The organism is Sporosarcina sp. QA0331 (assembly GCF_055808055.1).
The window spans coordinates 2660554-2673582 of record NZ_CM147850.1; the positions used below are offsets into that span (position 1 = coordinate 2660554).

General features: G+C 45.5%; 11 protein-coding genes. 6 read left to right on the top strand and 5 right to left on the bottom strand.

Features of this window, described 5'->3' with window-relative positions; translation table 11 throughout:
* Nucleotides 1-7: 7 nt before the first annotated feature.
* The 3 genes from AC0L13_RS13465 to AC0L13_RS13475 form a co-directional block, all read right to left on the bottom strand.
* The gene (locus AC0L13_RS13465) at nt 8-1795 is read right to left on the bottom strand and encodes an acyl-CoA dehydrogenase family protein (RefSeq protein WP_473640384.1); all 1788 of its coding nucleotides are present in this window, start codon (nt 1793-1795) and stop codon (nt 8-10) included.
* Between the two features lie 594 nt (nt 1796-2389).
* Nucleotides 2390-3565: an acetyl-CoA C-acetyltransferase gene (locus AC0L13_RS13470; protein ID WP_473640386.1), complete on the bottom strand. Its 1176-nt coding sequence runs from the start codon at nt 3563-3565 to the stop codon at nt 2390-2392.
* Nucleotides 3566-3595: 30 nt separating this feature from the next.
* Nucleotides 3596-5980 carry a 3-hydroxyacyl-CoA dehydrogenase/enoyl-CoA hydratase family protein gene (locus AC0L13_RS13475; RefSeq protein WP_473640388.1) on the bottom strand — a complete coding sequence of 795 codons (2385 nt, stop codon included), beginning with the start codon at nt 5978-5980 and terminating at the stop codon, nt 3596-3598.
* A gap of 210 nt (nt 5981-6190) precedes the next feature.
* Here AC0L13_RS13475 and AC0L13_RS13480 point away from each other — a divergent pair, with 210 nt between their 5' ends.
* The 3 genes from AC0L13_RS13480 to AC0L13_RS13490 all read left to right on the top strand — a co-directional run bounded on the left by AC0L13_RS13480 (nt 6191) and on the right by AC0L13_RS13490 (nt 7621).
* Nucleotides 6191-6508 (top strand): thioredoxin family protein, encoded by a 318-nt coding sequence (locus AC0L13_RS13480; protein ID WP_473640390.1) that lies wholly within the window; start codon nt 6191-6193, stop codon nt 6506-6508.
* 115 nt (nt 6509-6623) lie between these two features.
* Nucleotides 6624-7079, top strand: a complete 456-nt coding sequence (locus tag AC0L13_RS13485) for an STAS domain-containing protein (protein ID WP_473640392.1) — start codon at nt 6624-6626, stop codon at nt 7077-7079.
* 23 nt (nt 7080-7102) lie between these two features.
* Complete coding sequence (locus AC0L13_RS13490) at nt 7103-7621, top strand: C39 family peptidase (protein ID WP_473640394.1); 519 nt, start codon at nt 7103-7105, stop codon at nt 7619-7621.
* A gap of 171 nt (nt 7622-7792) precedes the next feature.
* Here AC0L13_RS13490 and AC0L13_RS13495 read toward each other — a convergent pair whose 3' ends face one another.
* Nucleotides 7793-8689 (bottom strand): 5'-3' exonuclease, encoded by an 897-nt coding sequence (locus tag AC0L13_RS13495; RefSeq protein WP_473640396.1) that lies wholly within the window; start codon nt 8687-8689, stop codon nt 7793-7795.
* Nucleotides 8690-8769: 80 nt separating this feature from the next.
* On the opposite strand from AC0L13_RS13495, the gene AC0L13_RS13500 reads away from it, so the two are divergent.
* Both AC0L13_RS13500 and AC0L13_RS13505 read left to right on the top strand, forming a co-directional pair.
* Nucleotides 8770-10002, top strand: coding sequence for an NAD(P)/FAD-dependent oxidoreductase (locus AC0L13_RS13500; protein WP_473640398.1), 1233 nt, complete (start codon nt 8770-8772; stop codon nt 10000-10002).
* 58 nt (nt 10003-10060) lie between these two features.
* Nucleotides 10061-10504, top strand: coding sequence for a hypothetical protein (locus AC0L13_RS13505; RefSeq protein ID WP_473640400.1), 444 nt, complete (start codon nt 10061-10063; stop codon nt 10502-10504).
* 50 nt (nt 10505-10554) lie between these two features.
* On the opposite strand, the gene hutH is transcribed toward AC0L13_RS13505, so the two are convergent.
* The gene (hutH, locus tag AC0L13_RS13510; RefSeq protein WP_473640402.1) at nt 10555-12033 is read right to left on the bottom strand and encodes a histidine ammonia-lyase; all 1479 of its coding nucleotides are present in this window, start codon (nt 12031-12033) and stop codon (nt 10555-10557) included.
* A 266-nt stretch (nt 12034-12299) separates the two neighbouring features.
* On the opposite strand from hutH, the gene AC0L13_RS13515 reads away from it, so the two are divergent.
* Complete coding sequence (locus AC0L13_RS13515; RefSeq protein ID WP_473640405.1) at nt 12300-12956, top strand: hypothetical protein; 657 nt, start codon at nt 12300-12302, stop codon at nt 12954-12956.
* Nucleotides 12957-13029 lie beyond the last annotated feature (73 nt).

A 13029-nucleotide genomic window follows, 5' to 3' on the forward strand; every position in this document is an offset into this window, starting at 1 on the left:
CGTTCAATCATACTACGTATTTTTCAGCGTCGATTAATTTGACAGATGCTTCACGTTTTTTCGCAATAATATTGTAAGGATTTGAACGCGTCAACTTGCGAAGTGCTGAAAGCATCATTCGTTGGTTATCGCCTTCGACTGATGCAAGAAGGGTCTCCTTCGCATCCTTTTCGATTGCTTCGAACGCTTCTTGGCAGAAGATTTCTGTGTACAGGATTTTTTGTTTCTCCTTCTCTTCCCCGTTTTTCGCAATCGCTTTTTCTGTTCGGAGCAATGCAGATTCCATAGCGAAGATGTTGTTTGCGATATCAGCAATATTCACAAGAACTTCTTGTTCTGATTCAAGTTTCGTACCGAATCGTTGAGCGGCCATTCCTGCTGCAAGCAAACCGATTTTCTTCGCATTTTTCACAAGAACTTTTTCTTGAGCAAGTGCTTCGTCGCCAATTTCTTCAGGCATCATCATGAGCAGCTCTTCCTGCAAGCTTTGCGCTTGTTCAAGCAATGGCAATTCGCCTTTCATTGCTTTTTTCAAGAAAGTGCCCGGAACGATCATGCGGTTGATTTCGTTTGTTCCTTCAAAAATACGGTTAATACGGGAATCGCGGTAAGCTCGCTCAACTTCGTATTCTTGCATGAAACCATATCCGCCATGTAATTGAACAGCTTCGTCGACAACATAGTCAAGCACTTCAGAACCGACAACTTTGTTGATGGAGCATTCGATTGCGTATTCAGCAATGGAAGCTGCAACCGCTTTTCCGTCTTTTTGCTGTTCCGGCGTCATTTGGCTGTTGCGCTCTTCAAAATAACCGACTGTGCGGTAAATTAAGCTTTCAGCTGCATAGATCTTCGAAGCCATTGTCGCAAGCTTTTCTTTTGTAAGATTGAATGACGAAATCGGTGTTTTGAACTGTTGGCGCTGATTCGCATACGTAACCGCCAATTCAAAAGCACGTTTAGAACCTCCAACTGTACCTACTCCCAATTTGTAGCGACCGATGTTCAAGATATTAAAAGCGATAATATGGCCTCTTCCGATTTCACCTAACAGGTTTTCAACCGGCACTTGCGCGTCTTCAAGAATAAGCGTACGTGTGGAAGATGATTTGATCCCCATCTTCTTCTCTTCTGCACCGACAGAAACGCCAGGGAATTCCCTTTCCACGATGAATGCCGTGAATTTATCGCCATCCACTTTTGCATAGACAACGAATACGTCTGCGAATCCTGCGTTCGTGATCCATTGTTTTTCACCGTTCAATACGTAGTGCGTACCTGCTTCGTTCAATCTTGCAGTTGTTTTTGCCCCAAGTGCATCTGAACCGGAACCTGGTTCAGTTAATGCATAAGCTGAGATTTTGTCGCCTGTAACGGAATTTGGCAAGTACTTTTTCTTTTGTTCCTCGTTACCGAAAAGGACGATTGGCAATGTTCCGATTCCGACGTGCGCTCCGTGGGTGATGGAAAAGCCGCCAGCTACAGACATCTTCTCGGAAATCAAAGCGGAAGAAATCTTATCGAGTCCTAAGCCGTCATATTCTTCTGGTACGTCCGCTCCAAGTAGACCAAGATCTCCTGCAGATTTAAGTAGTCTGACAGAATGCTCAAATTCATGGTTTTCCAGTTTTTCGACAACAGGAAGCACTTCGTTTTTGACGTAGTCTTCTGTTGTTTTTGCGATCATTTTTTGTTCGTCTGAAAAATCCTCAGGTGTAAACACGCGTGATGCGTCGATATCTTCGATGAGGAATGCTCCTCCGCGAATGAAATCCTTTGTTGTTGTTTCAGTCATCATAATTCCTCCTTGTAATTTATCTCAATAAAACACCAGTAAACCGGATTTCCGCTCTGGGCGGACGCTTTCCGGGGGGCGGGCGGTGAGCCTCCTCGGTCGCTATGCGACAATGCGGGTCTCACCTGTCCCGCTGTTCCCCCAGGAGTCGCCGCCCACCGCTTCAATCCTGATTACCTGCTTATTAAACTCATAATTCATTGCAAAGACGCATAAACGATTTCAATTACGCATAATTCCCTGGAATCATGCATAAACGGTTTCAAAGACGCATAATCCGCCGGAAAGACTCATAACTCCACGCAGACACGCATAAAGGCGCTTAAAAGCTCATAAAGCATTTCTAACTGTCCAACTTCAGGCGCTAGATGCTCGGGTCATAAGTCAATACTGCTACGTGGCAAAGACCGCCACTTCGTATCTTCGCCTTATGCCTGAGGCTGGCTAGATGCTCGGGTCATTCAGTCGTTGCCAATCGAACTGCGAAGGGTTTGATTTGCCGTATTTCTGTGTATTTTGCAGAAATTAAGGCACTATCAGGACGCGGCGCAATTAGACTGCGAACCTCTACTGAGCAAGCGCCTTCCACTTTTCTTATAGCATTTCAAATACTCCGGCTGCGCCCATTCCGCCGCCGATGCACATTGTGACGACGCCGAATTGTTTGCCCTGGCGCTTTAATTCATTCATTAGCTTCAATGTCAGGACGGATCCAGTTGCGCCGAGCGGATGGCCGAGTGCAATAGCGCCGCCGTTGACGTTCACTTTATCCATATCCAAGCCTAAGTGGCGGATGACTTGCAATGATTGCGATGCGAATGCTTCATTCAATTCCCATAGGTCGATATCCTCGATGGATAGTCCCGCAAGCTTTAATGCTTTCGGAACTGCTTCAATCGGCCCGATACCCATCACTTCAGGTGGAACGCCCCCTACGGCGAATGAACGGAATTTCGCGATTGGCTTCAAGCCTTTCCCTTCAGCGATTTCACGGTCCATTACTAGCACAGATGCAGCACCGTCAGACGTTTGCGATGCATTTCCTGCGGTCACGGAACCTTTCACTGAGAAAGCTGGGCGTAATTTAGCCAACACTTCCATCGATGTGCCGGTACGCACGCCTTCGTCCATTTCAAATAGGACCGTTTTCTCTTGGTATTTTCCTTTTGCATCGACAAATCGTTTCACGACTTCTACAGGGATGATTTCATCTACAAACTTCCCTTCGGCGATGGCTGCTGCCGCTTTTTCATGGGAACGGACTGCAAATGCATCTTGGTCTTCTCGGCTAACGCCGTATTTCACTGCCACTTGTTCAGCTGTATGGCCCATCCCCATATAATATTGGGGTGCTGTTTCAGCGAGTTTGAAGTTCGGTCGGATTGTATTCCCCATCATCGGTACCATACTCATCGATTCGACGCCGCCAGCGATGATTGCTTCGGAATGACCAAGCATGATCCGTTCCGCTGCATAAGCGATCGACTGTAGACCCGAAGAACAGAACCGGTTGACTGTAATCGCCGGTGTCGTATCAGGCAATCCTGCAAGTGCCCCGATGTTACGGGCGACGTTCATACCTTGCTCAGCTTCCGGCATTGCACATCCAATGATTAAGTCATCGATCGGACCGTCATATCCATTTGCACGTTTTAATGTTTCTTTAATTGTTAAAGCCCCTAAATCATCTGGGCGTACAGTTGCTAGAGAGCCGCGGCCTGCTTTTCCGACCGGCGTCCTTGCACCTGCTACAATTACTGCTTCACGCATTTGACTTCCTCCTTTTGCTATATGTGCAGATCAGTTGCGCAGCGGCTTCCCTTTGAGGAGCATATGCTGCATTCGTTGTTGGGATTTAGGTTCTTGGAGTAGGCTCAGGAACGCTTCCCTTTCAAGATCCAACATGTATTGTTCATCGACAAGTGTTCCATACGGCACTTTTCCGCCAGATAAAACAAATGCGAGCTTTTTCGCTATTTTCAAATCGTGCTCACTAATATATCCTGACAGGTACATACCTTCAGCTCCGAGAAGCATCGTTGCATACCCGGAATCTCCGGTTACTGGGATTTTCTCTTTCTTCGGCGGTGTATAGCCGGCTTCATGCAATGCGAGTGCTGCCTGCTTCGCGTCATAGATTAAGTGATCCGGGTTGACGCTTATTCCGTCCGCGAAGTTTAGGAAGTTATTCTCTCTCGCCTCTTCGGCAGAAGTTGACACTTTCGCCATCGCAATCGTTTCGAATACTTTATTCGCGACGTATTGGTAATCAATTTGCACACCGTGCGGCAAACCTTTCAAATGTTTCGTATATAGATTTACGTTGCCACCGCCTCCAGGGATCAAACCGACACCGACTTCCACCAAGCCGATATACGTTTCCATCGATGCTTGGATATGCGCTGCCGGTAAGCTTACTTCTGCTCCTCCGCCAAGCGTCATTTGGAATGGTGCCGCGACGACCGGCTTCCGGCTGTACTTGATTTTCATCATTGCATCTTGGAATGAACGGATAATGAAATCAAGTTCAAAGATGTTGTCGTCTTGTGCTTCCATAAGGATCATGCCAAGGTTCGCACCTACACAGAAGTTCTTTCCTTGGTTTCCGATCACAAGTCCTTTGTAGTTTTTCTCCACTTCGTCAATTGCAAAATTGATCATTTGGATAATATCAGGGCCGATTGCATTTGCTTGTGAATGGAACTCTAGAAGCGCAATGCCGTCGCCAAGATCGATGAGGCTTGCACCTGTATTCTTTTTGATGACACCATGCTTTTTCTTATACCGTTTCAAGTCAATCGCTTTTTCATTAATAGGCACCGGCTTATAGCCTTCTCCGTCATAGAAGTAAAGGTCGCCTTCCTCTTCTTTATAGAAGGATTCAACACCGTTTTCGAGCATTTTTTCTACGAATGGAGGAATCTGGGCACCTTCCTCTTTCATCTTTTCAACCGATTTCGCAACGCCGACCGCATCCCAAATTTCGAATGGTCCTTGCTGCCAACCGAAGCCCCATTTCATCGCGTTGTCGATTGCGACGATATCGTCCGCAATTTCACCCGTCAATTCAGCTGAATAGCGCAACGTCGGCGAAAGGATGCTCCAAAGGATTTCTCCTGTCCGGTCATTTGCGTATACGAGCGTCTTTACTTTATTCGCAAGACCTTTTTGTTGCTTCGCCATTTCAATTGAAGGCGTTTTCAATTTTTTCGTCGGTCCGTATTCGAATGTCTTCGGATCCAATTCAAGAATCTCTTTACCTTCCTTCAAGTAGAAACCTTGCTTTGATTTCGCACCGAGCCATCCGTTATCAATCATTTTCTTCATGAACGGAGGAAGCTCAAATACTTTTTGCTCTTCGCCCTCCGTCTTGTCGTACGCATTTTTAGCAACATGCATGAATGTATCCAATCCGACTACATCTAATGTACGGAAAGTGGCGGATTTAGGTCGGCCGATGAGAGTTCCTGTCACCGAGTCGACTTCGCCGATCGAATAACCCCTCTTCTCCATTTCGCGAAGTGTTACGAGAAGGCCATACGTTCCAATTCGGTTCGCAATGAAATTCGGTGTGTCTTTCGCGATGACGACACCTTTTCCTAAACGATCCTCTCCAAATTTCAATAAAAATGCGAGAACTTCAGGATCCGTCTTTTTCGTTGGAATCACTTCAAGCAGCTTCAAATAGCGCGGCGGATTAAAGAAGTGAGTTCCGAGGAAATGCTTTTGGAAGTCTTCTGAACGTCCTTCTGCCATCGCTTCGATGCTGATGCCTGAAGTGTTGGAGCTGATAATTGTCCCCGGTCTCCGTACTGCATCTATTTTTTCATACAAACTCTTTTTAATATCCAGATTTTCAACGACGACTTCTATAATCCAGTCAACGTCTTTTAATTTTTCCAAGTCATCCTCGAAATTACCAACTTCGATAAGTGATAGATTTTGTTTAGCAGCCAATGGTGCCGGCTTTTGCTTCAAAAGTTTCTGCAAAGCAGTTGCCGCAAATTTATTGCGGACTTGAGGGTTTTCCAATGTAAGGCCCTTTGCTTCTTCCTGTTCTGTCAGCTTGGTTGGAACGATGTCCAGCAGAAGGACAGGAATGCCGATGTTGGCGAGATGGGCTGCAATGCCAGATCCCATTACACCTGAACCTAATACTGCCGCTTTCTTGATTTGATATGCCACGTTGCGAAGCCTCCCTTTTTCTTTTGAATGAACACTCATTCATTTTATGAGCAAAAAAAATAGAAACAGTCTCTATATCTATCAGTCTAAATCATTCTCTTCTTTTTCGCAATATTGAAATGTATTTTCCCCCTATTTTTTGTTATGGGCATTTTTCTATGTTCATTCATAAAAAGAAGGTACACTACATACTAAAGGAGTGTGGTAAATATGAAATCAATTACTACAGTTGAAGAATTCAACAAGGTTATCAATAGTGACGACAAATCGCTTATCAAATTCCAAGCTGGATGGTGCCCGGACTGCACACGCATGGATATGTTCATCGACCCAATCGTTGAAGAATATGATACGTATACATGGTATGACGTAGACCGTGACGTGTTGCCTGAAATCGCGGAGAAATACGAAGTAATGGGAATTCCAAGCTTACTTATTTTCCAAAATGGAGAGAAAAAGGCGCATTTGCATAGCGCAAACGCAAAAACACCGGATCAAGTGACCGATTTTCTTGAAACTGTGAAATAAATTAAAGATATAACGAGAGGAGGAGGCCATCCAATGAGTCTCCTCCTCTTTTATTGTGCCTCTTTTCTATCGGTTTATCGTATAATAAAAGAAAACGTATATGCCGAGGTGCCAAATGGATTATGAAAAAGAAATAGAAAAATATAAAAAAAGAATTGCCGACTTAGAAGAAACAATCAAAAGATCTTCCGTACCAATCATTTCATCAGTTGTCGATGATACAATTCTTGTTCCGGTTGTCGGCTATTCAGGAGCAGAGCGATTCGAGCTGATCCGCAACCTCGTCTTGGAATATCTCGACAAACATCGCAATGTAATTTGCGTCGTTTTCGATTTCACGGCTGCTGATTTGAATGAAAAGGAATTGCATGAATATGACTCTCTCGCGCTTGAACTGCAAATACTGTACAATACGTTGAAACTGATGGATGTACGACCGATTTCAGTCGGTTTCAATCCGCAAATCGTCAGAAAGATCATTGCAGCTGGAGTCCAAATGGATTTTGAATCGTATATTAATTTCAGGATGGCACTTAAAGTACTCCTAAAAGAACAGAAAGCTTCGCTATAAATCGGTTTGTGGAGGGATGGGAAATGAAACAGGTAGAAGGTTTTCAAGGTCAATCACAATACGACGACGAAATCGATATGCGTTTCCAGCCTTCTGCCTGCGGTCCAGTAACAGCATACACCATCCTCCGCCATCATCTTGACGATTCCAACATTAATGTGAATGGACTTTACCGAATTCTCGGCGGGACTCGAATCGGACTATTTAAGTGGCGCTTCATCCACAATCTTCGAAAACTACTCGGTTCAGGATGGAAGGTTGAACAATGTAGCATTGAGGAGTTAATGGAGGAAATCAATGAAGGGCGGCCAGTTGCGGCAAAGTTCGATAAATGGTTCACTTTTCAATGGTTCGGCGATTATGCTTTTGATTATCATTGGGTTCCGGTCATTGGTTATAAGGAAGACGATCGCGGAATCATCTTGCTCGTCCATGATAACGGTGGACGGAACCGTGAAAGCCGTGTCCGTGAAATTCCTTATGAACCTAACCGGTCCATCCTTTCATTTATAAAGATTGCAAAAACCACTGCCGACAAGTAAGGCAGTGGTTTTTTATCTTCCATTCATCCAAACACGCATAAATGCTTCCAAATACGCATAATCCAACAGAAAAGTCCATAAACGCTTTTAGAAACGCATAAACTCTTTCAAACAAGCAAAATCGCCTGCAAATGCTCATAAAACGTAAAACTCACGCATAAACGTCCACGATTAAGCAATTAATTCCGGAAATAAGGAATTCAGTTGTCTTATTACCATTGAATAGCCTTTCTCCTCCAGATGTTCCCTCAATCCGGTAAAATCGGGAAGGCTTAATTGCTCGAGAGACTCATCAAAATCAAGCTCGCAATGTATTTGTGCCAGCTGTTTGGATAAAAGCAGCATATCCATATCTGCTTCGATCTTCTTCCTCATCCCCGGGGCGAGTTCCGCCAATGACTCGATGATATTTTCGACAGTTCCATATTCTTTCACGAGTTTCAACGCTGTTTTCGGACCGATCCCTTTTACACCCGGATAGCCATCACTCGTATCTCCCGTGAACGCCTTCACTTCGACGAATCGCTCGGGTGCAATCTCGTATTCTTCAACGAAACGCTCTTTGGAATAAATATCATATACATTGTATCCTTTTTTCATGAAAGCGATTTTCACTCCAGGACGCAATAGCTGTAAAAGGTCTTTGTCCCCTGTAACAATTGTGATATCTGCCTTGCCCTCCCATTCACAGACGAGCGAGCCGATCAAATCGTCAGCTTCCATTCCGGGAATTCCATAGTTCTTCCAACCGATCAGCTCGGATAATTCCCGTGTCATGTCAAATTGTGGAACAAGCTCTGGCGCAGGTTCCGGGCGGTTTGCTTTATAGCCGTCAAACAGATCATTCCTGAATGTATGTGCACCCATATCCCAACAAACCGCCATATGGGTTGGATTGAAAATCGAAGCTGCCGTCAATGCATGTCGAGCGAATCCTTGAACTCCGTTTGTCGGTACTCCTGCTTCATTTGGAAAATAATGTCCCATCGCTGAAGTTGCAAAAAACGATCTGAATAATAAAGCCATGCCGTCAACTAGTAAAATATGCGGCTTTTGTTCAACTGTCATTACTATCATCTCCTAATATAATTGTATTTCGCTTTTCTAACCCCTAGTAAATGGGTATAGCATGGTAAGGGGGTATACTTATGGATTTATATAAAGGCTCATTGTATTGGCCGACTACTTATCAATCAACGCATAGAAAAAAACCGACCAAAAAAGAGGAAGGCTATGATGCAATCATTGTCGGAGGTGGCATGTCAGGCGCATTGACCGCTTTATCCTTAGTAGAACGAGATTTAAAAATCGCAGTTTTGGATAAAAGGCAGCTTGCGACTGGAAGCACATCCGCAAATACAGGTCTTCTGCAATACTCTAATGATATCATGCTTCATGAATTGATTGAACAGATCGGGCTAACCAATGCTGTTGATTTTTATAGGAACTGTTTACAAGCGATAGAACAATTGGAGAATGTCGCCAGCCAACTACCAGTTGATTCTCATTTTATTCGTAAAGAAAGCATTTATTACGCAAGTGATGAGGATGATGCAAAGCGAATAGAAAAAGAATATCAAACATTAACAAAATACGGCTTTCCGTGCACTTATTGGGACAGGGAATCCCTAATGAGCAATGCCGGCATGGATCGGCCGTGCGCCATTGTGACATTCGGTGATGCGGAAGTGAATCCTTATGTGTTTGCAAACGGAATTTTTGATCTTGCCGAAACGAGAGGTGCTCACCTATTTGAATTCACGGAAATGCTGGATGTGAATGAATATGGAGATAATGTAAAAATCTCTACAACAGATGGAGACATGCAAACAAAAAATATCATTTTTACGACTGGCTACGAAACATTGCCGATTGGCAAACGGAACGGTGCGGACATCAAACGCTCTTACGTCATCGTGAGCGAGCCAGTGAAAGAGATGCCCGCTTGGTATAACGATGCGCTTATTTGGGAGACGAAACGTCCTTATCTGTATATGAGAACTACTGCTGACAGAAGAATCATCATTGGTGGATTGGATGAAAACAGCGGCGAGGTCGAAATTTCGGATGAACTGATTACTAAACGCGGCAACGAATTGCGCCAGAGTTTTAATAAAGTCTTCCCTCACTTGGAAATACAAATCGCTCACGCCTATTGTGCCACCTTCGGGGAATCTCTAGACAATTTGCCATTCATCGGCGAGCATCCATATAGAAAAAATCACCTTTATCTGTTGGGGTACGGAGGAAACGGCACGGTTTACAGCATGTTAGGCGCAGAAATACTTGCTGATCAGCTATGTGGAATTAAACACCCCGCAGCACATATTGTGCAGTTGACAAGAAATGCTGAGGAAGTGAATGGAGAGATGATTTTATAATAGAGATGGAGGTCTCCATGCTTGCTTTGAGCGCGGAACGGATTGCTTAGGACGCGCGATGACTTACTTTGGACGCAAGACGACTCGCTTTGGACGCGCGACGACTTACTTTGGACGTGCAGCGACTTGCTTTGGATGCGCGACGACTTACTTTGGACGTGAGGCAGATTGCTTTGGACGCGCGATGACTTACTTTGGACGTGCAGCGACTTGCTTTGGATGCGCGATGACTTACTTTGGACGTGCGGCGACTTGCTTTGGACGTGAGGCAGATTGCTTTGGACGCGCGATGACTTACTTTGGACGTGAGGCAGATTGCTTTGGACGCGCGATGGCTTTCTTTGGACGCGCGACGACTTACTTTGGACGTGCAGCGACTTGCTTTGGACGCGCGACGACTTACTTTGGACGTGCAGCGACTTGCTTTGGACGCGCGACGTCTTGCTTTGGACGCAAGACGACTCGCTTTGGACTCGATTCGCTACTAGCCATATATAAATAGAGGTTGGCGGAAATTCAGTCCACACTGATTTCCCGCACAGCCTCTACTAATTATTTATTCAAGTAGTCTGCAATCTTTTCAATATCCGGTCCGAAAATCCGATCTTCATCAATCGGTTTTACGACTTGCAGCAGTCCTTCAAGTGTCTTGCGTGTTTTTGGTGCCATTTTTTCAACGCCTCGGAACGTACAGCCCGTCATTGCACATAATGCTTCAATTGCCAATACATTTCTTGCGTTCTTAATAATTTGCTGGGCGTGCCGCGAACCAATCGTTCCCATCGATACATGATCCTCTTGGTTGCCAGATGAAGGAATCGAATCGACAGATGCCGGATGTGCCAGTGTTTTATTTTCTGACACAAGACTTGCTGCAGAGTATTGCAAGATCATCGCCCCTGATTGCAAGCCAGGTTGCGGGCTAAGGAATGGCGGCAGCCCTTCGTTCAATTGCGGATTGACGAGCCGCTCAATACGACGCTCGGAAATATTTGCAAGTTCAGCGACACCAATTTTCAAAAAGTCCATCGCAAATGCGATTGGCTGTCCGTGGAAATTCCCGCCTGACACGACAATCTCGCCATCTTCAAAAATGAGTGGGTTATCTGTCGCTGCATTCATTTCAATTTCCAGTTTTTCTTTCACATATGATAGCACTTGCCAGCTGGCTCCGTGGACTTGTGGTATACAGCGGATTGAATAGGCGTCTTGTACGCGCTTCTCCCCCTGTGTTGTCGTCAATTGGCTGTCCTCCAGCCAATCCAATATTCTTGCCGCAACGTCCACTTGCTCTTTATAACCGCGAGCCTCATGTATTGCAGGATGAAAAGCATCCGTAATTCCATGCAACGCTTCCATTGTCATAGCGGCAATCCATTCACTGCAGTATGCAAGTTTCTCCGCCTCCAAATAATTGACGACGCCTTGGGCAGTCATTGCCTGCGTGCCGTTAATTAATGCAAGCCCTTCCTTCGCTTCAAGAACGATCGGCTCCATCCCGAATTCCTTCCAAACTTGCGCAGCCGGCACATGACCGCCATCTCTCCACACGAATCCTTCTCCTAACAGCACTAATGCCAAATGGGAAAGCGGCGCAAGGTCTCCTGACGCACCTAGTGATCCTTGTTGTGGTATGACCGGGTGAATTCCGTTATTCACCATGAATGCAAAACGTTCTAGCACCTCAACCCGGATACCCGAAAAGCCTTTAAGAAGCGCATTCAATCGCAAGGCGACCATAGCTCGCGAAACAGTTTCGGAAAAAGGTTCGCCGACACCACATGCATGTGAGCGGATGAGATGAAGCTGCAAAGCCTTCGTATCTTTCTCATCAATTTTTACATCACTGAATTTGCCAAAGCCGGTATTGATACCATATATCGTTTTATCGTTCTCAACAATCCGATCAACAGCTTCCCGGCTTTTTTGAACGCGTTCCAATGCATTAGCCTTCAACACTACCTGTTTCCCTTTATATAAAATATCTTCCATCTGTTCGAGTGTAAGAGAAGCTCCAGTTAATTCAATCATCCAAAACATCCTTTCAGCTAAAGAAAATCTTATTTCTACTGTCCATCGTACACGATGTTAAAAGGATTTTGGTGATTTTTACGAAAATTTGTTCTATAGTAATGTGCTGTTGTTTTAGTGTGCTGAATGAATGAAAATTCGTTTACGACCTACTCTAGTTAATTTAAATGAAAACAGAAGAAAAAAGTTTCCCTTACCCAAGAGTCCAACCCATTTCTCTAACTGCTACATATAAATAGGAGGAATCGCTTGAAGGGAGAGAAATGATGACGAACATGAATCACGAAGAAGAACAGTGGTACCCGCAGTTACCAGAAGGATATACGGGGGAGGGACATGGAATGCAACAGGGGATGGACGGATGGATGCCCGGCGCAGGTATGTCGAGCTACGGGATGGATGACTATATGACAGGCATGGCTATGCCGAGCTATGACATGGGTAACGGAGGATACACGGCTCAGTTACCATTTGGTGGATTCCCGGGCGGTGGGTTTCAAGGAGGCGGATTCCCAGGCCAAGGACCGGGGTTCCCAGGCCAAGGACCAGGATTCCCGGGTGGAGGCTTTCCGGGGCAAACTCCAGGGTTCCCAGGCGGCGGGTTTCCCGGCGGTGGTTTTCCGGGCGGTGGATTCCCGCCAGGGCAAGGCGGGCAACAAGCGCCGACAGCACCCCCACCGAACTTTACACCGTCCTATCCTGGTGGAAATCAACCACAACTCTTCGCAGTTGATCCGGGAGCAATTAGAGGTTGCCTATTCCGATACACGTTCGTCTGGACATCAAGACGGAATGGATTCTGGTACTTCCCTACATTCGTCGGCCGTACTTCTGTCGCAGGATACCGTTGGAGTCCTAGCCGTCGCCGTTGGGTGTTTTTCGGAATCGATTTGAACCGGATTGACCAGTTTACTTGTTTTTAAATCGAGTAGGAGGGAGTGATTAACTCCCGACCTCTCACACCACCGTACGTACCGTTCGGTATACGGCGGTTCA